The organism is Synechococcus sp. RS9902, assembly GCF_014279635.1.
GTDB lineage: Bacteria > Cyanobacteriota > Cyanobacteriia > PCC-6307 > Cyanobiaceae > Parasynechococcus.
The window spans coordinates 2,374,314-2,401,307 of record NZ_CP047949.1 but is presented as its reverse complement, the minus strand read 5'-3'; the positions used below and the strand labels follow the sequence as shown (position 1 = coordinate 2,401,307).

The window sequence follows — 26,994 nt, the reverse complement described above, 5'->3', positions numbered from 1 at the left end:
TGATGTTTCAAGCCTTTCAACAACGCCGTTGGCCCTTGATCATCCTTTGGGTGGTGATCGTTGCGGCCATCGTTGCCGCGCCTGCTGTTCTGCCGGTGTTTCGGCTGAATCTGTTGGGTCGGTTCCTCTCTTTGGCGATCGTTGCCCTCGGTATCGACTTGATCTGGGGCTTCACCGGTTTGCTCAGCCTGGGCCAGGGCATCTTTTTTGCCCTCGGCGGTTACGCCGTGGCGATGTACCTGCAGCTAAACAGCTCGGGTGATCTGCCCAACGGCATTCCCGAGTTCTTCAGCCTGTATGGCGTGGATCGGTTGCCCGCCTTCTGGGAGCCGTTCCATTCCCCACTGTTCACCTTGGTGGCGATCTGGCTGGTTCCAGCTGTGCTGGCTGCCGTGCTCGGCAACCTGGTGTTCCGTAACCGGATCAAGGGGGTTTATTTCTCGATCCTCACCCAGGCGGCTTTGCTTGTTTTCTTCAATTTCTTCAACGGCCAGCAGAAGCTGATCAACGGCACCAACGGCCTTAAAACCGATGTTACCCAGCTGTTCGGCCAGATGGTGGGTTCCCCGGAGATGCAGCGGGGATTCTTCTGGTTGACCTCTGTGGTGGTGATCCTGGCCTGGCTGTTTCTGCGGTGGGTGGTGCGGGGCCGGTTTGGAGACGTGTTGATCGCCATTCGCGATGACGAACCCCGGCTGCGCTTTGCCGGTTACAACCCAACCCTGTTCAAGACGATCGTCTTCGCCATCGCTGGTGGTTTGGCAGGCATCGGTGGTGCGCTTTACACCGTTCAGTCGGGCATCGTTTCGCCGCAGTACATGACCGTTCCCTTCTCGATTGAGATGGTGATCTGGGTTGCGGTGGGGGGTCGAGGCACGCTCGTGGGAGCCATCCTCGGCGCTGTGGCCATCAACTACGCCAAGAGTTTGGTGAGCGAAGCTCTCCCCCAAAGTTGGCTGTTCATCCAAGGGGGCCTGTTCATCCTCGTGGTGACGGCCTTGCCTGAGGGCGTCATTGGTTGGTTCCGAGGCGATGGCCCTCGCAATTGGCTCAACCGATTCGGCATTGCCCGTCGGAGTGAGACCTATCCGCGTCTCGATCTTGAAGGTCAGGAAGAGGTTCAGTCATGAGTACGGCTTTGTTGGAGTTGCGCCAAATCACCGTCAGTTTTGATGGCTTTTTGGCTCTGCGTGATCTCAACCTCAGCCTTCAGCCTGGGGAGCTGCGTGCCGTGATCGGCCCGAATGGCGCCGGTAAGACCACGTTCCTGGATGTGATCACTGGCAAGACCGCTCCCACTGAAGGGGATGTGGTGTTCAAAGGACGCTCTTTGGTGGGAACGCGCGAGCACCGCATTGCGCGCTTTGGCATTGGCCGCAAGTTTCAGAGCCCTCGTGTTTTTGAGAAGCTCAGCGTTCAGGAGAACTTGGCTCTGGCGGTGAGCCAGCCGAAGCAGCCTTGGTCATTGCTCGTGGGGGGCCTGAATGGGGAGCAGCGCGATCGTGTTCATCACCTGATGAGCATCGTCAATCTGCAGAACCGTGCCGATTGGGCTGCTGGGGCGTTGTCCCACGGCCAGAAGCAGTGGCTTGAGATCGCCATGCTTGTGGGTCAGGATCCCGACCTGTTGCTGGTGGATGAGCCGGTGGCTGGGCTCACGGATGAGGAGACCGATCTGACGGCGGATCTGCTCAAGTCGTTGGCCGGGGATCACACCGTGCTGGTGATTGAGCACGACATGGAATTCATACGACGGCTTGAAAGTCCGGTGACGGTGCTGCACCAGGGCCATGTCCTCTGTGAGGGAACGATGGATCAAGTGCAGGCTGATCCCCGGGTGATTGAGGTTTATCTCGGCACCACTGAGGAGGAGAACCAATGACGAACCTGCTGGAGATTCAAGGCCTCAACACCTTTTACGGCGAAAGTCACATTCTTCGGGATGTTGATCTCAGCGTGAAATCGGGGGAGATGGTTTGTCTGATCGGCCGCAATGGTGTGGGTAAAACCACCCTGTTGAAATCGCTGATCGGTCTGTTGCGCCCCCGCTCCGGAACCATGGCGTTCGACGGTGCTCAATTGGATCGTCAGGCACCGCATCAGCGGGCTCGGGCCGGGATTGGTTATGTGCCGCAAGGTCGCGAGATCATCCCCCAGCTCACGGTGGAAGAAAACTTGCTTTTGGGAATGGAGGCGTTGCCGGGTGGATTGGCCCGGCATCGCCACATTGATCCATTTGTATATGAGCTGTTTCCGATCCTTCAGGAGTTTCTACCGCGTAAGGGCGGCGATTTGAGTGGGGGTCAGCAACAACAATTGGCCATCGCCCGTGCGTTGCTTGGCAAGCCGAAGTTGCTGCTGTTGGATGAGCCCACGGAGGGTATTCAGCCCAACATTGTTCAGGATATTGAAGCGGCTGTTCGGCGGATCATCGCCGACACCGGGATCGGGGTGTTGCTGGTGGAGCAACATCTCCACTTCGTTCGCCAGGCTGATCGCTACTACGCCATGCAACGGGGCGGCATTGTTTCCAGTGGCTCAACCAGTGAACTCAGCCAGACTGTTGTTGATCAGTTCCTGAGCGTGTAGAGCTTCGCTCGTGATGGCTCTTTCTGGGTCAGTTCAACTGGCCCAGATGGATTCTTTTGCAGGCTCTTCATTCATGGCGTAATCGCTCACGTCGGCACGCACGTGCAGCATCTGCCCTGTCATCGACATTTTCCAGATTTCCAGGCGTGCATCCTCGGGGGCTTCGAACCAAAAGACCTCTGTGGGCATCACCACCTTCTCTCGGTAGAAGTGCTCGGCACCAATGCATTTCACGATCACCATTCGGCTGGTGTCGTTCTGGTAAACACACTCAATCATCTTGAGCATCTCGAATGATGCCAATCTCGTGGTCTTAAGACAAGAGGAGTGTTTGATTGGTCACCGAATCAGCACGCCTTTAGATTTGATACAGATGAGTTGATACAGAGTCGGTCGATTGTGTATCAACCGTCACGATGTTGCTCTGGGCTTTGACAAGTAAGCGCCCTTAGCGTTTTGAAGATCGCACAGAGTGGCTCTTTCGTTTCAGCTGAAACAATTCTTTTTCGTCGCTTCTTTGCATGATTGCTTTGTTGATCATGGGGATTGCAGAATGGAGAAAGCGATCGGTTTGAGTGTTTCTCAGCAATTCGATGTTGAGCGGATGAATCGCGCGATCGAATCAACAATCGATCCACAGCAGCTGCAGGTGTTGGCCAAGCAATTGCTTCAGGCGTGGCATTCCCAGCGCGCTGAAACAGTTTGGATCACGCGACAGCGGGAGCAGCTGGGCTGAGGCTCAATGCGTTGGCTTCAAGCAGCGAGCTCAGAGGTGATGCGTTGCGGATTGTGATTCGGGCGTTTCAAGGATGTGCGATCTGCCTGTCCTGCTGCGGCCAGATCAGCTTGAAGAGCTGAATTGCAACTGCGCAGTCGCGACCAGCTCGGCAGCTGATGGGCGATCGGCGCCTGCATCAGTTTGGCCAGGCCGGGTCGCAGCAGGCCGGCGAAGTTTTGAACCGCCAGTTCTTCGCCATGGCGGTCGTAAGGCAATCGGTTGATGGCTGAATCAAGGCCGAACTGCCTCACGCGATCCTCGCCAACCCGCCGGTACAGCACTTCAAGTGTTGGCAGTTGATCCATCGACATCATGCAGCCTTCGTGTTCCATCAGGCCGCGCAGCACCGTGCCGAAAATTTCGCCTGCCATGCGCTGCAGGCCTTCGCTGGGTTGTTGGCCCAGCTCCTTGTGTTTGTGGTCGAACAACCCCAGATCCACCTGAGCGATGCGGCTGGGGGCCACATGGCGATACACCTCAGATAGCAGGCCTACCTCCAGTCCCCAGTCCGACGGGATGCGCAGATTCATCGCCAGATCGGTGGTGAAGGCGAATTCACCAGCCAGGGGATAGCGGAAGGATTGCAGGTACGACAGGTAGGGCAGAGGCCCGAAAATCTGCTCCAGGCTGGCCAGCAATGGGCCAACAAACAAACGAGTGGCTCGGCCCTGAAGCGCTTGGGTCTCGAGGGAAAGGCGGCTGTAGAACGCCTTCACGTAGGCAATGCCGTGGGAACGATCCAGCAGGGGGCGGAGCATGCGCTCTGGATAGGCCGATCCAAAGGTTCTGATGTCGGCATCGAACAGCCCAACCACCTCAGCGTTCTGGCATGCCACCCCTAATCCCTGCCATACGGCCCAGCCCTTGCCTGGTGGTCCGGTCACGTCGAGCCCCAGTTCACCGACGGATTCGAGCAACTCCCGCACGGCGGGGCCGTTGGTCCAGTGCACCCGCACGGGGAAGGGCATCCCTTCAAAAAATTTTTCCGCCGCTTTGACGTCTTCGGCGCTCGTGGCCGCCAATGCCACCACCAGTTCGTTGAGTCCCTTCAGGCTCGAAAGTGTGTCGCGAATCAGGCCGAGGGCCGGGCGGCTGAATTCCTCCATCAGGCAGGGGATCAGCAGGGTTGTGGGTCGCTGACTCAGCTCCCGGTTGAAGGCAACCGCATCGAGATTGCCCAAGCTGTAGTCATGGACGGTGCTGATCAGGCCCTGCTGAAAATCCATGTGGTGTTCGATGCAACAACAGAGGTCAGAGTCCTGCCCCATACCTGAAAGATCTGGAGGAGGAAGGTGATGCAGCCCCCGCGCGACGAGACGCTGCGGACCCTGCTTGGCGATCTGTACCCCAACGATTCTTCCGGGGATGGCAAGGAGTTGTCGTCGCAATTGCTGCAGATCTTGAGCCAATCGTCAGGAGATGGCGATACGGCAAAACACATCGATCGCTGGGACGGTGGCGATGTGGTCTTGATCACCTACGCCGACACCATTGGTGAGCAGGGTTTTCCTGGGCTTCAGGCGTTGAAGACGTTTGTGAATCGCCATCTGCAGCCCTTCGCAGCGGTGATTCATGTGCTGCCGTTCCTGCAATCCACCAGTGACGGCGGTTTTGCGGTGGCCAGCCACACCACGCTCGAGCCGCGTTTCGGGGATTGGCGTGATCTCGCCGCCCTGGCCCAGGGCCGACGGCTGATGGCCGATCTGGTTCTGAATCATGTGTCGGCTTCTCACCCCTGGGTGCAGCAGTTCATGCGGGATGAGCAGCCCGGCCGCTCCTGTGTGCTCGAGGCAGCCCCTGATCCCTGCTGGGCGGATGTTGTTCGTCCGCGCAGTTCCAATCTGTTCACGCAATTGAGGGGCCCCGTTGGTGCCCGTCAGGTCTGGACCACCTTTGGACCGGATCAGGTGGATCTCAATTGGCGCAGTGCGGAGGTGCTGCTGGGCTTTGCCCGGCTGATGCAACGCATGGCCCGGCATGGGGTGCGTTGGATCCGTCTGGATGCCGTGGGTTTTGTCTGGAAGGAACCCCACACCTCATGCATTCACCTGCCGCAGGCCCATCAACTGGTTCGGGTGCTGCGGCTGCTCCTCGATCAGGTGGGACCCGATGGCGTTGTGGTCACTGAGACCAATGTTCCGGAGCAAGAAAACCTCTCCTATCTGAGAAGCGGTGATGAAGCGCATCTCGCTTACAATTTCCCCCTGCCGCCTCTGCTGCTTGAGGCCAGCGTCAGTGGTCGGGCTGATCTGCTCAATGCCTGGCTGAGTCGTTGGCCCGACTTGCCGCTGCAAACGGGGTTGCTCAATTTCACCGCCTGTCATGACGGCATCGGTTTACGGCCGTTGGAGGGCCTGATGCCCCAGAAGCGCTTACTGCAGCTGTTGATCGGCTGTGAGCAACGGGGTGGACTGGTCAGCCACAGGATGCTGAGTTCCGGCGACGAAGTTCCCTACGAAATCAACATCAGCTGGTGGAGTGCCATGGCGGATGGGGGGATTGATCCCACCTATCTCCAACGGGAGCGCTTCTTGCTCACCCAACTGTTGATCATGGTCTTGCCAGGGGTCCCCGCTTTCTATCTGCCGGCGTTGCTGGCGGCTCCCAATGATCTGACCCGCTTTCGTCGCACGGGCCATCGCCGGGATCTGAATCGGCCCCAGTTCACGGCCCAGGCCCTGGAGCGCCGCCTGGCGGATCCCGATTCAGATGTCTCCGGGCTGCTGCCGGTGTTGCGGCGGGCTCTGGCAGAACGGGCTGTTCATCCGGCCTTGCACCCGGATGCCCCGATGACGGTGCTGAGTGCGGATCGCAGTGATCGCGTTATCCTGCAGCGCTCCCGCGGTGGGGAAACGCTGGTGGCCGTTCACAACATGACGGCAGCACGGCTGAGCTTGCGCCTTGGTCGCTTGGGTGGTGATCTGAACCAGCCCTGGGCCGATTGCCTGAGCGGTCATGTGTTCGCACCACATCAGTTGCATTCGCTGGAGCCTTATGCGGTGCATTGGTTGGTTCAGCCATGACCGCGAGTGTTGAGCCGGCGTGGTGGGTGGTGACCGATCTCGACGGCACGTTGCTGGACCACAGCTACGACTGGTCGCCGGCCAAGGATCTGATCCGTGAGCTGCAACAGCACCGGATTCCGGTAATTCCCTGCACCAGCAAAACGGCCGAGGAAGTGCGCGGCTTTCGCGCTGAGGCGGGGCTTCATGACCCGTACATCGTTGAAAACGGTGGTGCCGTGCACGGTGAAACCCCTGACGGGATGCCCTGGGAGCTGGCGTTGGGTCCGGATTGGACGGCGCTGAAACCTCAGTTGCAGCGTCTTCAGGCCGAGTTGGGTGAGCCCCTGCGTCCATTGGATGAACTCAGTGAGGCGGAAGGGCAGCGCTTGTTGGGGCTTGGCGGCGAAGCCTTAAGCCAGGCCCAGCGGCGCTGTTGCAGCGTGCCTTTTGTTCCGCCCTCGGCGGAGGGACGCCTTCGGCTTGAGGCCCTGGTGCAGCGGATGGGCCTGACGGTGGTGCAGGGCAACCGCATGGGTCACCTGCTGGGCCCGGACATCAGTAAAGGCAAGGCTTTGGCCACCCTGAAGCGACATCTGGGTGCTGAGCAGGTGCAGGTCTTGGCCTTGGGGGATTCCCCCAACGATCTGCCGTTGCTCGAGGTAGCTGACATCGCTGTCGTTGTTCCCGGGCCCGATGGCCCCCATCCCGAGTTGCGTTCCGGGATCGCTGCCGGGCGTTTCCAGCTGGCGGCAGCCCCCCATGCCAACGGTTGGAACGAGGCTGTGCGCCGGATTCTCCGGATCTAGGCCATCGCTGGCCTCTGGTTCAATCCAGCAAGGCTTGCCAGAGCTCCACTGCGGCAGTGGTTGCCGCCATGGGTTGACCGTTGTGGGACGCGATCGGTCGACAGCTGAGGCTGTTGATCAGAACGGCCTGATCGTCGGCATCGAACGCGGCCGCCAGCTCGGTTTCCACCGCGATGCCTCGGGCGAGTGCACGGCCCCGCATCACCCCCGGGAGGCAGCCGCTGCTGAGAGGTGGTGTCAGCCACTGTCCGCGACGCAGCACCAGCACATTGCCCGCCGTTCCGCAGCACAGGGCTCCAGCCGTGTTCAAGAGCAGAGCGTCGTCGGCCCCTTGCTCCTGGGCCTCCCTGCGGGCCTGGATCGATTGCCCGTAGGCAAAGGTCTTGCAACGGCTCAAGCGGCTGGAGGCATTGCGGCGCTCATGGCGACTGGTGATGGTGGTGATGGTTGAAAATGTTGGTGTGCAGGCCTGGAGGGTGAGCCAAAAGCGGTGGTGCCCTGGGGCCGGCAGCCCGATTCCGCGCTGAGGTGTGCTGCCCCGGCTCCAGTTGAGGCGCAGGGCTCCATCAGCTTCGCTCAGCTTGCTGCGTTGAATCGCGCCTTCAATCAGGGGCTCCAGCGCGTCCCGCTGCGGTGGCGGGTCCATGCCCAGCAGAGCTGCACTGTCGCTCCAGCGCTGCAGGTGCTCCTGCAGGAGCTGCGGCGCACCGTTGCGGATTAGCACGGTTTCAAAAAGGCCATCGGCCAGGAGCAGGGCGCGGTCGTCGAGGGGAAGCTGAAGGCTTGCTGCTGTTCCCCACTGGCCGTCGATCCAGGCGACTGAGGTGGTCATGTCAGCGGTGGTCATGTCAGCGCCTCCAGCAAGGGCTGAAGTTTCCACATCAACTCCTCTGCTTCGCCAAGGGGATCCGAGTCGGCGACGATTCCGCAGCCGGCATGGGCTCGCAGGGTGTCGCCTTGGCGTAGTAAGGATCGGATCAAGATGTTGCTGTCGAAGCTGCCGTCCCAGTCGACCCGCAGCAGTGATCCGCAGTAAGGCCCTCGGCTGGTGGGTTCGAGCTTATGCAGACGTTGGCAGGCCCGCAGTTTCGGCGCCCCGCTGATTGACCCCCCAGGCCAACTGGCTTCCAGAAGATCGACCCAGCTCAATCCGGCCTGAAGTTGTCCCTCCACGACTGAGGTGAGGTGATGCACAGATGCATAACTTTCGAGACCTACCAGTTGGGGAACCTGAATCGAACCCGGCTGGCAGGCACGACCGAGGTCGTTACGCAGCAGGTCGACGATCATCACGTTCTCGGCGCGGTCCTTGTCGCTGCACACGAGTTCCGCGGCGAGATTTGCATCCTGTTCGGGGTCGCCATGGCGCGGCCTGGTGCCTTTGATCGGCCGGGTTTGTACGGCTCCATCAGCACTCACCTGCAGAAAACGCTCCGGGGACGATGACAGCAACGCCTCGTTCTGGTCGCTGATGATCAGCCCTGCAAAGGGGGCAGGACAGGCCTGCCTCAGGGTGAGAAACAGCTCGAGGGCACTGCCTCCCTGGGGCCAGGCTGTGCTGCAACAGGCCGTGAGATTGGCTTGGAAGAGATCACCTGCAGCGATCAGCTCACGGATGCGCCGCACTCCTGCGGCGTACTGCTCGGGTGTGGTGTGGTGATGCCAGGCCGTTAGGGGGATTGATGGGGGCTCGTCTTTGGGCTGCTCAGGGCTGGAGGCCAGCTGTTGGGTGAGGCGGTCCAGAGCAGCCGTGCTGCTGGCTTCGATCCACAGCCTGCGCTTTTGGAGATCAAAGCGAAGCACTGGATCGTGGCGGGCGATCCAAAGCGTGGCCATGCCATCGCTGGCCCAGGGGTTTCCCGGTTCCACCCAGGCGGCGGCTTCGTAGCTCAGCCAGCCGCACCAATGCCCTGGGGCAAGCCCCCGCAGTGCCTCGAAGGGATTGCTGGCTCCTGGCTCGTCAGGGAGACCACGGCAGCAGACGATCTCCTGGGGCGCCACCGCCAGGGTGGCCCATCGGCCAAGGTTGCTGCCGTCGCCATCCAGCCAGACCAGGCCTTCCTCGCCATAGGCATGGGCCAGTTGGTGCGCGAGCGCTTGGGGCTCTTGCCAGGGCAGTTCAAGCCGTTGTGGGCGGATCATGCCGCTGTTGAACTGCAGAGGTCAGGCCGGCCTGCTTCGCGGAGCGCTGCATCACGGATCCGGCAGCTATCGCAGACGCCACAGGGGTGCGTGCCGCCGCTGTAACAGCTCCAGGTTGTTGCGATCGGAACACCCAGGCGAAGGGCTTCTTCAACGATGCGTACCTTGCTCCACTGCACAAGCGGTGCCCAGAGTTGGGCGCCATGGCCCTCCCGACCGGCTTTGCTGGCCAGGTCGGCCAGGGTCTGAAAAGCGTTGAGGTAGTCGGGCCGGCAGTCGGGATACCCCGAGTAATCGACAGCATTCACGCCCAGCACCAACCTCTCGGCTCCGCGAGCCTCCGCCAGGCTGAGGCCAATGGAGATGAACACGGTGTTACGCCCGGGCACGTAGGTGGGCGGAATGCGGCCTTCCTCCACGCCATCGGTGGGGATCGAGATGCTGGCGTCGGTGAGGGCTGAGCCCCCCCAGATGGCCAGATTCACGCTGATGCAGTGATGCTCTGCCAAGCCAAGCTGCTCAGCAACGGCAGCGGCGGCGTCCAATTCGCGGCGATGGCGCTGGCCGTAGTCAAAGGACAGGCCGATGACGCGGTCGCCCTGCTCAAGGGCAAGGGCCGCAGCGGTGGCGGAATCCAAACCTCCGGAGAGAAGCGCGATGGCAGTGCGTTGACTCATCTCAGAACCGTGAGTTCGTGCAGGGCGCAGTAGTCCCGCTCATCCAGCTCGGTGCCCTTGGCTTGTTCAAGCAGTGTCAGCAAACCGCTCAACCCCTGATCCTGGAGCCCAGCCGTTGTCGCTTCCTCCAGGAACAGGTGCAGGTCTTTGCGCAGCAGGGCGGTGCTGAAGTTGGGATCGGCGTAGCTGTGATACAGCATCCGCTGCAGCTTCTTGTCGAAGGTGGGGGCGTAGAGCGCTGACGGCCGCAGGATGGCCATGAACGTTTCCACTGGAACGCCGGCCCGCTGAATCAGTTGCAGGGAGAGCGAGAAGCTGTGGGTGAGGCTGGCGATCATCTGATTGAGAGCCAGCTTGGTGGCAGCGCCGCTACCAACCGGTCCCACGAGCAGGGGGTCCTGGCAGAGGTGGGCGAGAACTGGCTGTTGTGCTTCGAAGACCTGCGCTTCGCCGCCAGTCATCACCAGCAGGGTGCCATTGAGGGCCTGGGGTTTGCTGCCGAGCACTGGAGCTTCCAGGTACTGCCCTCCCTGGTTTGCAACCTGCGTGGCGAGCTTGCGACTCTCCTCCACTCCCATGGTCCCCATAGGGATCACCGTTGAGCCTGACAACGCCCCAACCATGCCGATCACGGATGCAGTGGCAGCCCCATCACGCAAGACGGTGATCAAGACTCGGTCGTTTTGCGCGGCTTGCCTCAGATCGTCGATCGCTGTTGCACCTTTCTCCACGAGCGAGACGATGCGGGAGGGGTCGCGGTTCCAGACGTGGACGTTGAGACCCTGCTCCAGCAATCGCGTTGCGATCGCCGTTCCGAGGAGGCCTGTGCCCAGAACGGCCACTGAGGTCATGGCTCAGGCGATCAAATTCTGTTCAACCTCAACGTAGTGGAGCGGACCCTGCCCTTAACGGCATTGTTCAGCGGATTCCGAGCCATTTGTGGCTCTGCAGGCTGAGGCGCCAACGGGAGTGTTGACGCACATGCTCCACTGCCAGGGCTTCTCCGATACTGCTCTCCCAGCCCGGCTGCAGCAGCCGCTCTGTGTTGTCCTCGCACTGGGACGCCATTGCTGCAGCGAAGCTGATGTCTTCCGGGCCATGAACCACAACTTTCAGCTCATGGCAGGCCTGCAGAAGCTCTTGCCGTGGGGGGCGGTGGCGTTTCGGCGAGAGGGTGATCCAGTCGAAGCGTCCGCTCAGCGGATCCACACCGCTGGTTTCCAGATGCAGGGGGAGACCGCATCGCGCATCGAGGGTCTGGGTGAGGGGCTGTAGATCGTGATGCAACGGTTCTCCACCGGTGATTACAACGAAGCTGGCCCCGGCTTCAGCAGCCATCCGGGCGGCATCAGCCAAGGCATCGACGGGCTGCTCAGGGTGCCCTTGGGCCGGCCATGAGTGCTTGGTGTCGCACCAGGGACAGCCCACGGTGCAGCCCGCGAGTCGAATGAAAAATGCACTGCGTCCGGCATGGTGGCCCTCTCCCTGCAGGGAATGGAATGTTTCCACCACCGGGAGACGCTGGGAGTCAGCCATCGACGCGGTTCATGGGATCGCAATGTCCCCTTTTTGACGCAATGCCTGAGCCGGTGAATCGGGAAGGCGTTGTTGGGCTGCTTCGATCAATCCCCGGAACAACGGATGGGGTTGTCCAGGCCGGGAGAGGAATTCGGGGTGGTACTGGCAGGCCGTGAAGAACGGATGCCCTTTCAGTTCGATCAACTCCACCAGGCGTCCGTCCGGGGACGTGCCGCTCACCACGTAACCGGATTCTAGGAACAGATTGCGATAGGAGTTGTTGAATTCGTAGCGGTGGCGGTGGCGTTCGTAGACCACCTCATCTCCGTAAAGTCTTTGGGCGAGGGTCCCCGGCGCAATCCTGCAGGGGTAGACCCCCAGGCGCATCGTGCCGCCGAGGTCGACCACGTCCTGCTGTTCCGGCAGCAGGTGAATCACAGGATGGGGCGTGTTCTCGTTCAATTCAGCACTGGTGGCCTCGGTGAGGCCGGCCTGGTTGCGAGCCCACTCGATCACAGCGGTTTGCATTCCAAGGCAGAGCCCAAGGAAGGGCACCCGTTGTTCCCGGGCCCAGCGAATCGCTGCAATCTTTCCATCGACCCCACGGTTGCCGAAGCCACCGGGCACGACCACGGCGTCCATTCCGCGCAGGAGTGCATCGGCGCCGTCGGCTTCAATCTGTTCGGCGCAGACCCAGTGCAGGTCGAGGGAGGCATCCTGGGCGATGCAGGCATGCTGCAACGCTTCGACGACGGAGAGATAGGCGTCGTTCAGCTGCACGTACTTGCCCACCAGGGCAACCTTCACCGACGGGCCGGGATTGCGCAGCTTGTTGACCAGTTGTTCCCATGCCGCCATGTCGCTGTCATGGTCGGTCAGGTTCAGCACGTCCAGAACTTCACGGCACAGACCCTCCTGCTCGAGGATCAGCGGCACGGCATAGATGCTGTCGGCATCCAAGGAAGGAATCACGGCGCGGGTGGGCACACCGCAGAAGCCGCCGATTTTGCGTTTGAGATCGTCGCTGATGTCGCGATCACTGCGGCAGACGAGCACATCAGGCTGGATGCCGATAGAACGAAGTTCCTTGACCGAGTGCTGGGTTGGCTTGGTTTTGAGTTCGCCGGAGGTGCCGATGAAGGGCAGCAGGGTGACGTGGATGTAGGCCAAATCGTTGCGGCCCACGTCCTCGCGGAATTCGCGAATGGCTTCGAGGAAAGGCAGTGATTCGATGTCACCGACGGTGCCACCGATTTCGGTGATCACCACATCGGCGTTGCTGTTGGAGGCAACCCTGTGGATGCGCTCGCGGATTTCGCCGGTGATGTGGGGAATCACCTGGACGGTGCCACCGTTGTAGTCGCCGCGGCGTTCCTTGTTGATCACCGATTGGTAGATCGAGCCGGTGGTCACGCTGTTCAGGCGTGACATCGCCGTGTCGGTGAAGCGCTCGTAATGGCCCAGGTCGAGATCGGTTTCGGCGCCGTCTTCGGTGACGAAGACTTCCCCATGTTGGAACGGGCTCATCGTCCCGGGATCCACATTCAGGTAGGGATCCAGCTTGAGAATCGAAACGTTGTATCCCCGCGACTTCAGCAGCCGGCCGAGGCTTGCCGCCACGATCCCCTTGCCAATGCTGGACACCACACCACCGGTGATGAAGACGAATTTGGCCATGACCTGCCGGGCGACTCTTCAAATTACCTGGCGTCGGTCATGGGCTCCAGGGGGGGATCGGTGTCAAGAATCCAGGCCCTGGATGTAATCCCTGATCTTGCTGCGTCGTTGGGGTTGCCTCAGCTTGAGTAGGGCGCGGGTTTCAATCTGACGAACGCGTTCCCGTGACAGTTTCAGCTCTTCCCCGATCTGGGCCAGGGTCTGGGGAGTGTCGTCCTCCAAGCCGAAGCGCCGGCGCAGGACAGCAGCCTCGCGACTGGTGAGTTCATCCAAGAGATGCTCCAGGTCGTTGTGGAGTTCGTCGTGGGTGAGGGTCTGCTCGGGGGTGGCATGGCCGTCTTCGATCAGATCTCCGAGCTGGGTGTCCTGTTCGCGGCCGACGCGGGTGTCTAGAGACACTGAGCGGGGCACCCGGGCCAGGGTCTGGCGCACGGTGTCTTCGCTGATGCCCAGCTCGCGCGCGAGATCCGCGATCGAGGCAATGCGCCCTTCGTTGCTCGCAATCTCCTGCTGGACCCGTTTGATCCGGTTCAGTTTTTCGGTGACGTGAACGGGCAAACGGATCGTGCGGCTCTGGGTGGCGATGGCCCGGGTGATGCCTTGGCGGATCCACCAGTAGGCGTAGGTGCTGAAGCGGAAACCACGGGTGGGGTCGAACTTTTCCACGGCCCGCTCCAGCCCGAGCGTTCCTTCCTGGACCAGGTCCAGGATTTCCATGCCCCGCTGCTGGTACTTTTTGGCCACCGCCACCACCAGGCGCAGGTTGGCCTGAATCATGTGGTCTTTGGCTCGCCGCCCGTTGCGGAGGGCCAGCTTCAGATCTTTGGCCTCAAGCTGGGCCTGTTCCGCCCAGGCCTGATAGCCCAGGTCAATCCGCTGCTGCAACTCGGGCAAGTGCAGGCCTGCCGCCCGGGCCCATTCCTGCTTGGTTGGCCAGTGGCTGTGCTGGTTGGCTTCGCGGCGTTGCAGTTCTTCGAGACGGTGCAGTTCACCGATGGCGGCATCGCTCTCAGCCAGCTCCCGTTGCTGGAGCAGCAGTGTTTCGCGGCGCTGAACCAAGCGGGCCAGGGTGACCTCCTCCTCATTGGTGAGCAGGTCGACCCGGCCGATGTCCTGGAGATAAAGCCGCAGTAGATCCGTGGTGCCGCTGCTGCGGCGCTCACGGGTCCCCCCGGTCCGTCGGGGCTTGCTGGGCAAAAGCTGGCCTTGGTGAAGTCCAACTTCAGGGTTCCTCGCCGTTGACCGCGGTGCGACAAATGCGCTGATTCCCTTCGGGATCTAGGCAAACCGCTCGGTCATGCCATTCGTTTCTGGGAAGCTGGGCATCACAACGCTTGGAGTCATCGTGGGCATGCCAAGTCCGTCGTCCGGACTGGGTCAGCGACTGATCGTTCTGGCTCTCCTGACGGGAACTTGGCTTGTTCTGCGTCAGCAGGTTCAGAAACCTCCAACCGTCGAGCCCCTTGCGGCTGGAGTTGCATCCGCTCCGATCCAGCTGGCTGGCTTGCCGGATTTTTTGGAAATCGGTGTCGCGAATCAACGTTTGGTGCTGGACGTGCTTGCCCAGAACGACCGCCAGTGGCAGCCGCGATTGGTTGTGAATGACCAAGGCCGTTAGGAATACACCTACCGGAAAAGGCCCGGTGCTCCGGAGTTGTCTTTGCAAGACATTCAAGCCTTGTTGCGTTCTCCACCGGATTACGCAAGCGACGTTGCGTCAATCAAGAACCTCTTGGCCGCGTTGAATCGATATGGCGTCACTGTGGTGATCGCAGAACCGAATCGCCTTGGTGCGTCAGGTGAGTGGAATCCACGACGTGGCGAAATGCGGATTAGTCACTCCGTCGTAGGCAGGGGAACCCAAGCGTTTCGACGCGTTCTTAACCATGAAGCCATCCACACAGCACAAAGCTGCGCTGGAGGGTCGATTCGCAGTTTTCCCAAACCGTTGGGGTTGTCCCCACGCATCGATCGGCAAGCGTTGCGGCACCTTGAAGGACAGGTCTATGCGGGCCTTAGCAGCAGCGATCGTCGGCTTGAGGAAGAGGCCTACGCCAATCAAGACGATCCAGAGATCGGCGCTTTGCTGCTGAAGGTGCACTGCCGGAGCTGAGTCGGCGCTACTCAGACGTCCTCGTCGCTGGGCTCCACCCATGTGCTGGCCACATGCAGCTCTTCCAGCTGCTTGTCGGCCACGCCCCCTGGGGCACTGGTCATCAGACAGCGGGCCTGTTGGGTCTTGGGGAAGGCGATGGTGTCGCGGATGGACTCCTCGCCGGCCAGCAGCATCACCATCCGGTCCACGCCGAAGGCCAGACCGCCGTGGGGCGGTGCGCCCACATCGAGAGCGTCAATCAGGAAGCCGAACTGCTCCTGGGCCTCCTCGAGGGGCAACCCAACCGTTTGCAACACCTGGCGCTGCAGGGCGGAGTCATGGATGCGCAGGGAGCCACCGCCGAGCTCAAGGCCATTGAGCACAAGGTCGTAGGCCTGGGCCCGGGCTCCGGGCAGGGTTTCGGCCCACTTCGACGCATCGCTGCCGAGATCCTCCGCATTGGGGGCGCAGAAGGGGTGGTGCAGAGCCTCGTAACGGTTCTCTTCGCTGTTGAACTCGAACATCGGGAAGTCCACCACCCAGAGGAAGTTCCACTGGTCGTTGTCACGGTCGGCCTTGACCATGCCCAGCTCCTTGGCCAGGTACTGGCGCACGCGATCCAAGGCTTTGTTCACCGTGGCGGTGTCGCCGGCACCGAACAGCAGCAGGGTGCCAGGTTCAGCGCCGGTGCGGCTGAGCAGTTCCTGCTTCTGCTCATCGCTGAGGTTGTCCTTGATGGCGCCGATCGTGTCGATCTCACCGCCGTCGCGCACCCGGATGAAGGCCAGGCCACCGGCACCGGCTTTCTGGGCCTCGCTGAACACATCGCCGCCCGGCTTGATCCGAACGTTGCTCACCGCATCGTTGCCGCCGGGGACCGCGATGCACTTCACCGCGCCGCCGGACTTCACGGCACCGCTGAACACCTTGAAGCCCATGTCCTTCACGATGTCGCTCACGTTGGTGAGCTCCATGCCGTAACGGGTGTCAGGCCGGTCGGTGCCGTATCGGTCCATGGCGTCATGCCAGGTCATGCGCGGGAAGGGGCGCGGTAGTTCGATGCCCTTCACGGCCTTCCAGATGGCGCAGATCAGTGATTCGTTCAGCTCCAGGATCTGCTCCTGATCCATGAAGCTCATCTCGATGTCCAGCTGGGTGAATTCCGGCTGGCGGTCGGCCCGCAGGTCTTCGTCGCGGAAACAGCGGGCCACCTGGTAGTACCGCTCGATGCCGCCCACCATCAGCAGCTGCTTGAACAACTGGGGGGACTGGGGCAGGGCGAACCATTCGCCGCCGCAGACCCGGCTGGGCAGCACGTAATCGCGGGCGCCTTCCGGGGTGGAGCGGGTCAGAACCGGGGTCTCCACCTCGATGAAGCCTGCGTCCTCCAGGAAGCGACGGGCGGCCTGGATGGTCTGGGCCCGCAGCCGCAGGTTGTCGTTCATGCGCTTGCGGCGCAGATCCAGATAGCGGTGGCGCAGCCGCAGTTCTTCGCGGGTGTTCTCCTCGTCGTGCACTGACACGGGGAAGGGCAGGTTGCCTTTCACGCTGTTCAGCACGGTGATGCCGCTGGCGAGCACTTCCACAGCCCCCGTGGCCAGCTTGTCGTTCAGCGATTCGCCAGGCCGGGCCCGCACTTTCCCCTCAACCTGCAGCACGGTTTCGCTGCGCAGATGCTCGGCGACGGCGAAGGCGTCGGCGCCCAGATCCGGGTCCACCGTGATCTGCACCGTGCCGCTGCGGTCCCGCAGGTCGATGAAAATCACCCCGCCGTGATCACGGCGTCGATCCACCCAGCCGCACAGTTGCACCTGCTGATCGATGTTCTGTTCGCGCAGGTCGCCGCAACCGTTGCTGCGCATGGGATGTCTCAACTGGAGAAGAGCGAGTTTCCCACAGCAGCGGTGAGCTTCAGGCACGTTTGTAGAAGGGCTTGCGAACGACCATTGCCGGCTGGGCCTTGCCGCGGATCTCAACGCTCAGTTCGGTGCCGAGCTTGGCGAGGGACGGGGGCACGTAGGCCAGGGCGATCGCTTCTTCCAGGGTGGGGGACCAGGTGCCGCTGGTGACGATGCCCACCATTTCTCCGTTGTGGATAACGGGGTAGTCGTGGCGGGCGATGGCACGACCCTGAAGCTTGAGGCCGACCAGGCGCTTGGTGGGGCCGGATTCCACCGCCTGCTCCAGTGCCTGTCGGCCCACAAAATCCATGGGCATTTCCAGGTGCACGAGCCAACCCAACCCCGCCTCGAAGGGGTTGGTTGTGTCGTTTATGTCCTGGCCGTAGAGGTGCATGGCGGCCTCCAGCCGCAAGGTGTCCCGTGCCCCCAGGCCGCAGGGGGTGACACCGCGATCCAGCAAACGCTGCCAGAGCTTCTGTCCGTCGTCGGCGTTGAGCAGCAGCTCGGCACCGTCTTCGCCGGTGTAGCCCGTGCGAGCACTGAACACTGGTTGGCTCAGGCCCTCGAGGTTGAGCATCCGGTGGCCGAAGCGGGGCAAGCCGCTGAGGTCTTCGCCGCTCAGCTCCTGCAGCAAACCCATGGCCTCAGGGCCCTGCAGAGCGAGCAGCACTCCGTCCTTTTTGATGTCGGTCACCGTCAGGCCAGCGGGCTCCATCTGTTCACGGATCCAGGCGGTGTCGCTGTCGGCGCAGGCGGCATTGATCACCAGCACCAGCGCACCCCGTTCGGCATCAATGGCACCGCAGTCGTAAACGATGAGGTCGTCGCGAATGCCGCCGCGCTCGTTCAGCAGAACCGAGTAGCAGGCTTCGCCGGGACCGATGCGGTGCAGGTCGCTGGGGATCAGCTTTTGCAGCGCATCCTTGGGATTGGCACCTTCGAGGCGCAGCACTCCCATGTGGGAAATATCGAACATGCCGACCCGTTCGCGAACGGCCTTGTGCTCCTGGATCAGGCCGCTGAACTGAACCGGCATCTCCCAGCCTGCAAACGGCACCATGCGGCCCCCGGCGCTGCGGCAGGACTCGAACAGGGGAGTGCGCTGCAGGGACATGGGGGCGGCCGATGAGAAGCGCATTCTTATGGAGGGCTTCACGATCCGGAAGGGAACCCGGAAATTTGCCCCTGTCCATGGTCCGTTTCGTAGACCGTCACTAGCTTGAGCGCGTTTCCGGAGCGCTTGTTTGGCCGCCAGCTCCTGCTGTCGCAGTTGTCAGTACTGCACCCTGCCGGCAGGTGCTAAGGGGTGGTGCCGTCTGCGCCGGTTGGAGGTCCATGCCGAGATTGCAGATCTGATGGTCTGTCACCACTGGACCCCCCGTTCCCCCAAGCTTCCGGCTCTGCAGAGCAGCGGTGTTGGAGAGCGTCAGCTGGAGCTGGATCGCAGCTTGACGTGAGCCTGGATCCATCCATGTCTCCGCCATTGGTGATGGCCTCTAACGGTCGATCACGGGATACTTCCATTCATCCAACGTTGTTGCCGTTGTCTGCATCAGCTCCGCTGACTCCCTTGGAGCTGATCCAGGAACAGCCTGAGGTGGAACGCTTGACGCTTCCCACCGGCACAACCGTGTTCCGTGTAGGGGAGTCGGTGCAGTTCATCCATGTGATTGAACGGGGATGGATGGAACTGAGCAGTGGTCCGTTGAACCGCATTCGCTTTGGTTCCGGTGAATTGTTTTTCTATGAGGATCTGGTGGATGGCGCCGAGTGCCACAGCCGTGATGCCACAGCGGTGACGCCTGTTTCGTTGTTCCGCCTGAGCCGCTCCAATTTTCTGGCGCTCATCCATCGGCATCCAACGCTGGTGCTGCAATTGCTCAGCAAGCAGCACAGCCGTTTGCGGCAGCAGCGGGCTGATGCCCGTCACTTCTATTGATCGCCACCCAGGAGCAGCAGCAGGCTGCGGGTCACCTTGGCGGCCAGCACGGAGCTGATGCCACTGGTGTCGAGTTGTGGGGCCAGTTCCACCACATCGGCCGCCACCAGGTGATGCTCTCGAAGCACCCCGATCAGGCTGGCGAAGTCAGACCAGTGGTAACCACCGGGTTCCGGTGTGCCGGTCCCAGGCAGAACGGCGGGGTCAAACCAGTCCAGATCGACGGTGAGATAGATGGGTTTCCCCTGCAAGGGAGCGAGGGCCTGTTGAAGGGCGTCGACGCTGGGCATCAGCCGGCCGCTCTCGTGCAGTTCGCTGAATTCCTCCCGCGTGCCACTGCGGATCGCGAGTTGAAACAGCGTCTGGCTGGGAAGAACCTCCAAGCAGCGGCGCATGGCGCAGGCATGGCTGTGGCGGGCCCCCAGCCAGCTGTCCCTGAGGTCGGCATGGGCATCCAGCTGCACCAGCACCAGGTCGGGGTGGCGTTGTGCCACAGCCTCCACGGCACCTGAGCTGATCGAATGCTCCCCGCCCAGCATCAGGGGCCTGAGCCCCAGGCTGAGCACGGCTTCGGTTGCTTGCTTCACCTTGGTGAGAACGGGCTCAGGGTTGCCGAAGGGAATCTCAACGGCACCAAGATCGGCAAAGTCGAGATCCTCCAGATCCAGGTTGAGTTGCGGGCAATAGGTCTCCAGGCCAGCGCTCACCTCTCGGATGGCGGCGGGGCCGAAGCGGGTGCCAGGGCGAAAGGAGGTGGTGCCGTCATACGGCACACCAAACAGACCAACGCGGCAGTCGGCAGGGTTGCGACGGGATCCCATGAAAATGGTCCCGTCGCTGTCAAACAAACTGTCGAAAAGCCCACTCGGCGGTTGTGCGGTCATGGCTGCAGCTCCCGTTCGACGAAGGCCGGAATGGCGTCCATGGCACCTCTCTGCCAACGCGGGGACCAGATCTCGCAGCCTGCGGCGATGGCCTCGCTGCGCTCTGGGTCTGGAGTGCGGTAACGGGGTGTTGCCATCGCAGCGAAGGTCCAGCTCCACCAGCCGCTGGGGTACATCGGCACCCAGCCATAGAGCGGGTCGGCATGGTCAAACACCTCGCGTAACAGGCGCACCATGGCGATGTGGACATCGCGGAAGGCTTCTGGAGATTCGCTCTGCGTGCCGAACACGCCCCCGGGCTTCAGCAGCCGTCGGCAGTTTTCAAAGAAGGCGCGGTTGAACAGGCCTTCGGCGGGTCCGGCGGGATCAGAGCCATCCACCAAGACAACGTCATAGCTCTGGTCCTCAGCCTCAGCGGCCCAGGCGATGCCATCGCCCACCGTGAGCTGGAACCGCGGATCAGACCAGGCGGATCCGCCGATGTCGGGAAGGTGTTCCCGGCTGAGTTCCACCACACGCCCGTCAATCTCCACCATGTCCAGCCGCTGGACGCCTGAGTGGCGCAGGCATTCCCGCGCGGTGCCGCCGTCCCCGCCTCCGATCACAAGAATCCGCTCGATCGAGCTGGCGCTGCATAGGGCTGGGTGCACCAAGGCCTCGTGGTAGTGGCGTTCCTGCTGTTCCGCTGTCATCCAACAGCCATCCAGGAGTAGCCCCCGCCCGTAGCGCTCACTGCGAATCACGCTGATCCGCTGGAACGGACTGGTCTCCTCGACCAGCACCTCTCCCTTCAATCCATAGCGGACGCCGCGGTGTTCTTCGTCAATCCAGCTGCTCATGGGCTGCGGTGGGCATCTCTCCAGCTAAGGACCCGGTGGGGCTGTTCCCAAACACCAGATGTGGTGCTCTTGGGATTGACGAACGCAAGATGTGGAGGTTGAATGTGCTTAGTTGGGGAGCTGCTGTGGAAGAGGGCAGCTCCAAAGCCTTTTTCTTCAGATCAAGGCTTTTGTTTTATCGGTAGGGGTCAGTGTTGGTGCAGGTGCTCCCTCTTCGAAGCATCAACCTGGTGGGAACATCCTGTTGTTCTTGAGCCAGGAGATGGCTGGTGCAAGACCTGGTGGTGAACGAGCGGTTGACCATTCCGTCCAGGGAGCTGCGCTGGCGGTTCAGCCGCTCATCCGGCCCCGGCGGGCAGGGGGTTAACACCACCGATTCCCGTGTGGAATTGCTTCTGGATCTAGCGAACTGTTCCTGTCTGGGTCCATTTCGCCGCGCCCGATTGTTGGAGCACTTCCAGACCCGTTTGGTGGAGGGCTGCCTACGGGTTGTGGTCGCAGAAGAACGCTCCCAATGGCAGAACCGACAGAAGGCTCTGCATCGCATGGGGGAGCTGCTGCGGGAGGGCTTGCAGCCAGCACCGCGTGCCCGAAAGGCCACCCGGCCGGGTCGTGGTGCCGTGAAGCGGCGCTTGGACACGAAGAAAAAGCGTGGTGACCTCAAGCGTCAACGGCGCAGTCGTCCCTCCCTGGACGACTAATCGGATCCAGAGGTGGGCGAGTGTTCTGCTCGGATCGCCGCTTTGGCCTGTTTCCAGAGGGCTTCCAATTCGTTGATGCTGCGGCCCTGCAGATCCCCTTCCAGGGCAGCTTCAACGCGGGAGAAGCGGTCGAGGAAGCGTTGATTCGTGCCGGCGAGACCCTCCTCGGGTTCGATGCTGCACCAACGGGCCACATTCACCAGGGTGAACAGCAGATCGCCCAGTTCCTCCTGGGCATGACCTTTGTCGCCGTTGGCCACCGCCTCCTTGAGTTCGTCCAGCTCCTCATGGACCTTTTCCCAGACGCCGGCCATGTCATCCCACTCGAAGCCGGCTTTGGCCGCTTTCTTGGAGATGGTCATGGCCCCGGCCAGGGCCGGCAGGCCCCGCACCTTGGTTCTGAGCCGGTCGCTGAGGGGGCTGGAGGAGCCCGCCAGGGCCTCGGCCTGCTCCTGGAGCTTGATGGCCTCCCAGCTGTGTCGCACCTCGTCACTGGTGCTGGCGACGGCATCGCCGAACACATGGGGGTGACGGCGGATCAGTTTGTCGCTGATGCTGTCGGCAATCGCATCCAAATCAAAGCGCTGCTGCTCCCGAGCGATCTGGGCATGCAGCACCACCTGCAGCAGCAGATCCCCCAGCTCTTCCTTCATCTCGGCATCGCTGCCCTGGCGGATCGCATCGGCCACTTCATGGGCTTCTTCCAGCACGTAGGGCACCAGCGAGGCATGGGTCTGCTCCAGATCCCAGGGACAGCCCGTTGTTGGATCCCTGAGTTGGGCCACAACATCGATCAGTCGCTGGATGGCGTCAGAAGGAGCATTGGCCATGCCGGGGCAACAACTGGGGCAACGCCCACCTTCTCATCGCTGTCGTTTCTTCGACCATTCCTGGGGCCAGGGGTCGCCATCGAGGATCAGGTGGATCCAGGCACTGCCCTCCAAACCCACAAGCAGAGCGATGAACTCCCGTGGGTGCTGATGCATCAGTTGCTGGAGCGTCGTCAGCAGCACCGCTGGTGAGAGTGCTGGAACCGCCATGCTCACGATCAGGCACCAGGTGAGCAGCACCGCCAGGCGCGCGGTTGTTCCCAGCAGCGGACCATGGGACCAGAGCGAGCGATGGGGAATCAGCAGGCGGTAGGGCCACCAGAGAAAGCCGAGGGCTCCCCAGCGCCGCAGCGCATTGGAGCGGGTATCGAGGTCTGGGGACAGCCATAAACCGCCAGCCAGGCAGCTGGCGGCTGCGATCAAGGCTGCAGCCCATCCCAGCGCCAAGCCCACAGCGATGCCGAGCGGGAGACTCATGACCCAGATGCTCTGATCGTGGCGGCGACCCGTTGCCAACTCTTCGGGGCTGTCGTGCGCCCCCAAGCTGACGCGTTAGGGCAGAATCTGCCCGGTGGGGCGATTAGCTCAGCGGTAGAGCACCTCCCTTACAAGGAGATTGTCACTGGTTCGATCCCAGTATCGCCCATTCCTCCAAATAGCCCACCAGCATTGGTCTCATCGCTTTCGACGGTGAGGCCATTTTCTTGATTGTTGGCTAGGTGTGCTCCAAATCGTGCTCCAAACCGACCTATCGTTGCTTCAAAAGCTGGATTTCCCAGCGCCTTTCACTGTTTGATGGGCAATGGCAAGAGCCACCTCAGCAGAGTCCGCCGAGCGAGTCGACCAGCTCCAGGGAATGATCCTGAACGGCGAGCCCAACACCGCTTGTCTTGCTCATGCGAGACAGACGTGGGGGGTCTCCAGAGCGCAGGGCTACCGGCTGCTGAAGAAGGCGTGGGCGCAGATCAAGGACGATGTGGATGAATCCGGCATCGATCGCAAAGAGCTGCTGAGCTGGTCAATCCAAACGCTGATGGCTGCCGCTGGACAGGCGATGAAGCAGAACAACCCTGGTGCAGTGGTGAGTGCCATCCGCCAGCTCGATCACATGACCGGCGTTGGCTACAACAGCCATCGTGGCCATGGCGTACGCCGTTGAAACGCGCTGCCGCTTAGGCGTGGCATCCATCCAATCCCCATCACTGCTGATCACCGAGCAATACGCAGGCTGATCAATCGTTGTGACTTGGCTTTTGGCCAGTGTTTCCACCCGTAGGTGGATTCAGAGTTCTTACGCTTTCAAATTCTTTATTGCAACGAGAAGGACTAAACTCCGGCTGAATGATTGTCTACTTCGATCTCAATGACAGTAGAAAACATTGATCTGTGGATCTCTGCTGCTGGCCTTGAGACTCCTTATTATCATTTCTATACCGACTCAAGCGGCAGCCAGGAACTCTCTGAGCCTACCTTCGATACGAGCAAGAGTTATACCTTCTATCGCCTGAACGAGGAAACTTCACACCCCTTCTTCATTTCAGACACCGGCTATAAGCAAACATCCTCTGATGCAATCCTGATTACGGGCGACGGAGGCCCGTCAGCTGGCATTACTGGGGATCAGTCTTTTAAGATTGAATTTACTGACTCTGCCGGAGATATTGAGGGTCTGCTTTATTACTGCAGTTCTCATCGGCCGATGCAGGGGGGAATTGATTTATTTACAAGTTCTTTGTCTTCAATGCTAGATGATACCTCTGCTTCCGATTTAAGGTCTATTGTTACATTGCTTCCGAGCCAGCAGAAGCTAACTTTATCCCGAGAGAAATCCATAACTTTAGATCCTGACACTATTTTCGATCTCCCCGACATCGAAGGTAGCGTTGTTGAACTTCAATTCGCGGGCCCCTCCGGAATCCCCTCTCTCTATTTCGAGCTTTACGATCAAGCTGGGCTAGCAGAGCGACAAACAAAAAAGACTGCCAGAAATTTCCTAGACTATGTTGAGCGAGGACTTTACAACGGCTCAATTATTCATCGTGCTGTTCCTGATTTCATAATTCAAGGCGGAGGATTTGCCGTCAATGACGGAGTTGTCTCGCCCATTGAATCTCTCGGTCCTCTTGAAAATGAACCTGGAAACAGCAATGTTCGCGGTACTGTGGCCATGGCCAAGATCGGTGGCGATCCGGACAGCGCCACGAGCCAATGGTTCATCAACCTCAATGACAACAGCTCTAATCTCGACCAGCAGAACGGTGGATTTACAGTTTTCGGCGAAGTTCTGGGATCTGGCCTAGAGGTGGGTGATGTCATTGGGCAGGGTGAAACCATTCCTGCCACCGACATCAATCCTGCTTTCACTAATTTACCCCTCTGGAGAGATGAGCTTTACCAGCCTTATTTTTATCTAATTTCAAACGCCAGAGAGATCGAGCGTGACAGTCAACTGATGTTTTTTGATCTGGACAGTGACGATCTAGGATCTATTAATGCACAGATTAATGACGATGGAAATATTGAACTAACGTTGCTACAATCCCTCGAAGCTCCAACAACATTGTTTCTGACCGCCATATCATCTTTAGATGATACGTCAGCTGAACAGTCTTACACGATTCAATCTGATCAATATTCAGTAAGAGCCAAAGTCAAAGGCGAAAAACGTGCCTCTTCACCCACAGGTTTTCAGATTTCTGGGCGCCTCAAGGCGAAAGACAAGGATGGATTAACTGGTGAATCCATCTACTCAATCAAAGACAAGTTCGCCGCCCTCAATGGCACTGCCAACATCGATCCCACAAACGGGCGCTGGACATACACATCAAACGAAGATTACTCTGGATCGGACGGATTTCTGGTGACCATCACGGATGACCTAGGCGGCACGACGGTGCAGGCCATTGAGGTTGTTGTGACAGCACCAATCGAAGGTACAAAGAAAAAAGATGAGTTGGATGGCAGTGAATTTTCAGATCTGATCAAAGGAAAAGGAGGTAACGACCGCCTCAATGGTCTGGCAGGTAATGATGAATTGGATGGCGGTACTGGCAAAGATATTCTGGTAGGGGGGGGAGGTGCCGATCGTTTCGTCTTTAATAAAGTTGGTGGATTTGGAAGCAAGAATTTCGATAAAATTGCCGACTTCGATCCTGAGGAAGGTGATTCCATTCTTTTGGATAAAAATGTCTTCAATCTTGGTGAGGTAATCACGATGAAGAACGTTTCCAAGAAAAAGAAAGCCAAGCAAGCATCAAAGTCAGGTGTTGATTTTGTATATGACGAGAAGAAGGGTCTTCTTTACTTCAATGAGAATGGCAAGCAAAAGGGATGGGGAGATGGTGGTCTATTTGCCAAACTTCAAGGTGCTCCTGAATTAGGTGCTGAGGATTTCACTATTGTCTGAATATCGACTTTCTGGCTCGAACAAACTGATCCTGTGACTCTTCACCCGGCAGGTGGTGGAGCAGAACCGAGCCGTGCTGCGCTTCGGGCGGAAATCTTTCCCGCACACGGGACAGGTCACCAGGAATCGGTCCTTAACGATGCTGTGACGACGCGGTAGAGATATGAGCGTGATGCGGACTCCCGTCGTCTTTGGCCCCGCACGCAGTAATTACTTTCGTCGCCGCCACCATGCCGCGACCGCAAGTTGAACAAATCGATTTGATGTAATGGCGGTCCTTTTTGAACGGTCCGTCTGTTCCGTCCCCGATCCAAGTCAGCTCCATTGTGACGATGTCGAATGGGCCTTCATCTTTTGACTGGCAGAGTGTTGTTCGGGCATGAAGGATCTGACTTCAACATATTTTTGGATGTCCGCTTTTCTCGAGGCCAGCCCTCTCTAGGGCCTTGATGAACTCATCCCAGTCGTGCCCGTCGGCGTAGGCGGGGTGAATGATGAATTTGTCGTAGTTGGTAGCCATGGGGGTGAAACGGTAAAAGTGACGGTCCGAGTCGGAAGGTGACGCTTGGCGTTGCAGGGGGCTTGAAACGCTTGCCGAGACGGAGCCGCGGGATTGGTGATGCTTGGCGTTTCGGGGTTTGGAGCACGGCTTGGAGCACGCGCCGGAACAGGTGTTCCGAGGAACTCAGTCCTTGACTTGCTTTGCGGGGGCTGAACCATCTCCCGGAATTGGAGGAACTCGCCTAAAGTCGGGTCATTGCACGGACCTCGACCGGCGCTGCAGATTGTGGCGTCGGTCAATTTTTTTGCTCCGACGCAGTGAGTTCAAGGAGAAGCTTGCGGCCCTCGGCGGCCACCATTCCGCGGTGGCTCAGGGCTTCGATCACAAGATCAGCTCGCCAGAGATAAGAGGAGTTGGCGGAGGGACCGTGGCGATAGTGCTCGCCGAGATTCAGGCAGCCGCCGCGGACATCCATGTTCCGCTTGAGGGTTCTTTCGCTGCATCCAGCAGCGTCCGCCATTGGGCGGGTCTTCAGCCAAGGCATTGCATGGGCACAGAAAGGTCTTGGTGCAGAGCCCCCCTGTGACCACACCGTCGGGGCTGAACCTGCTGCCCACCTCTGGGCCCTTTCTGGGAGCGCACACCCTCATGCTGCGCACTGCATGTCACCGTCGCCGGTGAATGACGACCCGCGCTTGCATCGGT

30 protein-coding genes and 1 tRNA gene are annotated in these 26,994 nt (G+C 60.3%); 14 read left to right on the top strand and 17 right to left on the bottom strand.

Annotated features, from left to right (window positions below):
* Positions 1-2 precede the first annotated feature (2 nt).
* The 3 genes from urtC to urtE are packed head-to-tail and all read left to right on the top strand — an operon-like array spanning position 3 to position 2,589.
* Positions 3-1,130: an urea ABC transporter permease subunit UrtC gene (urtC, locus tag SynRS9902_RS13085; RefSeq protein WP_115160971.1), complete on the top strand. Its 1,128-nt coding sequence runs from the start codon at positions 3-5 to the stop codon at positions 1,128-1,130.
* Complete coding sequence (gene urtD / locus SynRS9902_RS13080) at positions 1,127-1,882, top strand: urea ABC transporter ATP-binding protein UrtD (protein WP_186509448.1); 756 nt, start codon at positions 1,127-1,129, stop codon at positions 1,880-1,882. The genes urtC and urtD overlap by 4 nt, the downstream gene beginning before the upstream one ends.
* Positions 1,879-2,589, top strand: a complete 711-nt coding sequence (gene urtE, locus SynRS9902_RS13075; protein WP_186509447.1) for an urea ABC transporter ATP-binding subunit UrtE — start codon at positions 1,879-1,881, stop codon at positions 2,587-2,589. The genes urtD and urtE overlap by 4 nt, the downstream gene beginning before the upstream one ends.
* Positions 2,590-2,622: 33 nt before the next feature.
* On the opposite strand, the gene SynRS9902_RS13070 is transcribed toward urtE, so the two are convergent.
* A complete protein-coding gene (locus SynRS9902_RS13070; RefSeq protein WP_186510669.1) occupies positions 2,623-2,868 on the bottom strand; it encodes a DUF1830 domain-containing protein in 246 nt (81 codons plus the stop codon).
* Between the two features lie 325 nt (positions 2,869-3,193).
* Between SynRS9902_RS13070 and SynRS9902_RS13065 the strand changes: the two genes are divergently transcribed.
* A complete protein-coding gene (locus tag SynRS9902_RS13065; protein ID WP_370586308.1) occupies positions 3,194-3,325 on the top strand; it encodes a hypothetical protein in 132 nt (43 codons plus the stop codon).
* Between the two features lie 17 nt (positions 3,326-3,342).
* Here the strand turns inward: SynRS9902_RS13065 and SynRS9902_RS13060 are convergent, their stop codons facing one another.
* Complete coding sequence (locus SynRS9902_RS13060; RefSeq protein ID WP_186509445.1) at positions 3,343-4,593, bottom strand: glycosyl transferase; 1,251 nt, start codon at positions 4,591-4,593, stop codon at positions 3,343-3,345.
* Positions 4,594-4,662: 69 nt separating this feature from the next.
* On the opposite strand from SynRS9902_RS13060, the gene SynRS9902_RS13055 reads away from it, so the two are divergent.
* Both SynRS9902_RS13055 and SynRS9902_RS13050 read left to right on the top strand, forming a co-directional pair.
* Positions 4,663-6,390, top strand: coding sequence for an alpha-amylase family glycosyl hydrolase (locus SynRS9902_RS13055; protein WP_186509444.1), 1,728 nt, complete (start codon positions 4,663-4,665; stop codon positions 6,388-6,390).
* Positions 6,387-7,178, top strand: a complete 792-nt coding sequence (locus tag SynRS9902_RS13050; RefSeq protein WP_186509443.1) for an HAD-IIB family hydrolase — start codon at positions 6,387-6,389, stop codon at positions 7,176-7,178. The genes SynRS9902_RS13055 and SynRS9902_RS13050 overlap by 4 nt, the downstream gene beginning before the upstream one ends.
* A 19-nt stretch (positions 7,179-7,197) precedes the next feature.
* Here SynRS9902_RS13050 and SynRS9902_RS13045 read toward each other — a convergent pair whose 3' ends face one another.
* The 7 genes from SynRS9902_RS13045 to SynRS9902_RS13015 form a co-directional block, all read right to left on the bottom strand.
* Entirely contained in the window at positions 7,198-8,010 is an 813-nt protein-coding gene (locus SynRS9902_RS13045) for an aminotransferase class IV (protein ID WP_186510668.1), read from the bottom strand.
* A gap of 11 nt (positions 8,011-8,021) precedes the next feature.
* A complete protein-coding gene (locus SynRS9902_RS13040; RefSeq protein ID WP_186509442.1) occupies positions 8,022-9,320 on the bottom strand; it encodes an anthranilate synthase component I family protein in 1,299 nt (432 codons plus the stop codon).
* The gene (queC, locus tag SynRS9902_RS13035) at positions 9,317-9,997 is read right to left on the bottom strand and encodes a 7-cyano-7-deazaguanine synthase QueC (RefSeq protein WP_186509441.1); all 681 of its coding nucleotides are present in this window, start codon (positions 9,995-9,997) and stop codon (positions 9,317-9,319) included. Before queC ends, SynRS9902_RS13040 begins: the two co-directional genes overlap by 4 nt.
* On the bottom strand, positions 9,994-10,848 hold the full coding sequence (locus tag SynRS9902_RS13030; protein WP_186509440.1) for an NAD(P)-dependent oxidoreductase: 855 nt from the start codon (positions 10,846-10,848) through the stop codon (positions 9,994-9,996). The genes queC and SynRS9902_RS13030 overlap by 4 nt, the downstream gene beginning before the upstream one ends.
* A 67-nt stretch (positions 10,849-10,915) precedes the next feature.
* Positions 10,916-11,533 (bottom strand): 7-carboxy-7-deazaguanine synthase QueE, encoded by a 618-nt coding sequence (locus SynRS9902_RS13025; RefSeq protein WP_186509439.1) that lies wholly within the window; start codon positions 11,531-11,533, stop codon positions 10,916-10,918.
* 9 nt (positions 11,534-11,542) lie between these two features.
* Positions 11,543-13,192 carry a CTP synthase gene (locus SynRS9902_RS13020; protein WP_186509438.1) on the bottom strand — a complete coding sequence of 550 codons (1,650 nt, stop codon included), beginning with the start codon at positions 13,190-13,192 and terminating at the stop codon, positions 11,543-11,545.
* Between the two features lie 63 nt (positions 13,193-13,255).
* A complete protein-coding gene (locus SynRS9902_RS13015; RefSeq protein WP_186509437.1) occupies positions 13,256-14,389 on the bottom strand; it encodes an RpoD/SigA family RNA polymerase sigma factor in 1,134 nt (377 codons plus the stop codon).
* 100 nt (positions 14,390-14,489) lie between these two features.
* Here SynRS9902_RS13015 and SynRS9902_RS13010 point away from each other — a divergent pair, with 100 nt between their 5' ends.
* Together SynRS9902_RS13010 and SynRS9902_RS13005 are read left to right on the top strand one after the other, a co-directional pair.
* On the top strand, positions 14,490-14,810 hold the full coding sequence (locus SynRS9902_RS13010) for a hypothetical protein (protein ID WP_186509436.1): 321 nt from the start codon (positions 14,490-14,492) through the stop codon (positions 14,808-14,810).
* 330 nt (positions 14,811-15,140) lie between these two features.
* Entirely contained in the window at positions 15,141-15,305 is a 165-nt protein-coding gene (locus SynRS9902_RS13005) for a hypothetical protein (protein WP_186509435.1), read from the top strand.
* An 11-nt stretch (positions 15,306-15,316) separates the two neighbouring features.
* On the opposite strand, the gene aspS is transcribed toward SynRS9902_RS13005, so the two are convergent.
* Positions 15,317-17,149, bottom strand: a complete 1,833-nt coding sequence (gene aspS / locus SynRS9902_RS13000) for an aspartate--tRNA ligase (RefSeq protein ID WP_186509434.1) — start codon at positions 17,147-17,149, stop codon at positions 15,317-15,319.
* Positions 17,150-17,198: 49 nt separating this feature from the next.
* Positions 17,199-18,302, bottom strand: a complete 1,104-nt coding sequence (gene gcvT / locus SynRS9902_RS12995) for a glycine cleavage system aminomethyltransferase GcvT (protein ID WP_186509433.1) — start codon at positions 18,300-18,302, stop codon at positions 17,199-17,201.
* 130 nt (positions 18,303-18,432) lie between these two features.
* Here gcvT and SynRS9902_RS12990 point away from each other — a divergent pair, with 130 nt between their 5' ends.
* Positions 18,433-18,645: a hypothetical protein gene (locus tag SynRS9902_RS12990; protein ID WP_115009811.1), complete on the top strand. Its 213-nt coding sequence runs from the start codon at positions 18,433-18,435 to the stop codon at positions 18,643-18,645.
* A 14-nt stretch (positions 18,646-18,659) separates the two neighbouring features.
* Complete coding sequence (locus tag SynRS9902_RS12985; RefSeq protein ID WP_255446145.1) at positions 18,660-19,127, top strand: cyclic nucleotide-binding domain-containing protein; 468 nt, start codon at positions 18,660-18,662, stop codon at positions 19,125-19,127.
* Here SynRS9902_RS12985 and speB read toward each other — a convergent pair.
* Complete coding sequence (gene speB, locus SynRS9902_RS12980) at positions 19,121-20,011, bottom strand: agmatinase (RefSeq protein WP_186509432.1); 891 nt, start codon at positions 20,009-20,011, stop codon at positions 19,121-19,123. The genes SynRS9902_RS12985 and speB overlap by 7 nt on opposite strands.
* The gene (gene speE, locus SynRS9902_RS12975) at positions 20,008-20,850 is read right to left on the bottom strand and encodes a polyamine aminopropyltransferase (protein WP_186509431.1); all 843 of its coding nucleotides are present in this window, start codon (positions 20,848-20,850) and stop codon (positions 20,008-20,010) included. The genes speB and speE overlap by 4 nt, the downstream gene beginning before the upstream one ends.
* Before the next feature lie 269 nt (positions 20,851-21,119).
* Here speE and arfB point away from each other — a divergent pair, with 269 nt between their 5' ends.
* Positions 21,120-21,551: an alternative ribosome rescue aminoacyl-tRNA hydrolase ArfB gene (arfB, locus tag SynRS9902_RS12970; RefSeq protein WP_115009815.1), complete on the top strand. Its 432-nt coding sequence runs from the start codon at positions 21,120-21,122 to the stop codon at positions 21,549-21,551.
* Here arfB and mazG read toward each other — a convergent pair.
* A complete protein-coding gene (gene mazG / locus SynRS9902_RS12965; RefSeq protein WP_186509430.1) occupies positions 21,548-22,381 on the bottom strand; it encodes a nucleoside triphosphate pyrophosphohydrolase in 834 nt (277 codons plus the stop codon). The two genes, arfB and mazG, sit on opposite strands and share 4 nt — an antisense overlap.
* A 33-nt stretch (positions 22,382-22,414) precedes the next feature.
* Positions 22,415-22,897 carry a metal-binding protein gene (locus SynRS9902_RS12960; RefSeq protein WP_186510666.1) on the bottom strand — a complete coding sequence of 161 codons (483 nt, stop codon included), beginning with the start codon at positions 22,895-22,897 and terminating at the stop codon, positions 22,415-22,417.
* 58 nt (positions 22,898-22,955) lie between these two features.
* Between SynRS9902_RS12960 and SynRS9902_RS12955 the strand changes: the two genes are divergently transcribed.
* From SynRS9902_RS12955 to SynRS9902_RS12945, 3 genes are all read left to right on the top strand, one after another.
* Positions 22,956-23,027, top strand: a tRNA-Val gene (locus tag SynRS9902_RS12955).
* Between the two features lie 156 nt (positions 23,028-23,183).
* A complete protein-coding gene (locus SynRS9902_RS12950; RefSeq protein WP_186509429.1) occupies positions 23,184-23,540 on the top strand; it encodes a hypothetical protein in 357 nt (118 codons plus the stop codon).
* 186 nt (positions 23,541-23,726) lie between these two features.
* On the top strand, positions 23,727-25,787 hold the full coding sequence (locus SynRS9902_RS12945) for a peptidylprolyl isomerase (RefSeq protein WP_186509428.1): 2,061 nt from the start codon (positions 23,727-23,729) through the stop codon (positions 25,785-25,787).
* A 394-nt stretch (positions 25,788-26,181) separates the two neighbouring features.
* On the opposite strand, the gene SynRS9902_RS13770 is transcribed toward SynRS9902_RS12945, so the two are convergent.
* A complete protein-coding gene (locus tag SynRS9902_RS13770) occupies positions 26,182-26,307 on the bottom strand; it encodes a hypothetical protein (RefSeq protein WP_255446144.1) in 126 nt (41 codons plus the stop codon).
* Positions 26,308-26,584: 277 nt separating this feature from the next.
* Positions 26,585-26,809: a hypothetical protein gene (locus tag SynRS9902_RS12940; protein ID WP_186509427.1), complete on the bottom strand. Its 225-nt coding sequence runs from the start codon at positions 26,807-26,809 to the stop codon at positions 26,585-26,587.
* Positions 26,810-26,994 lie beyond the last annotated feature (185 nt).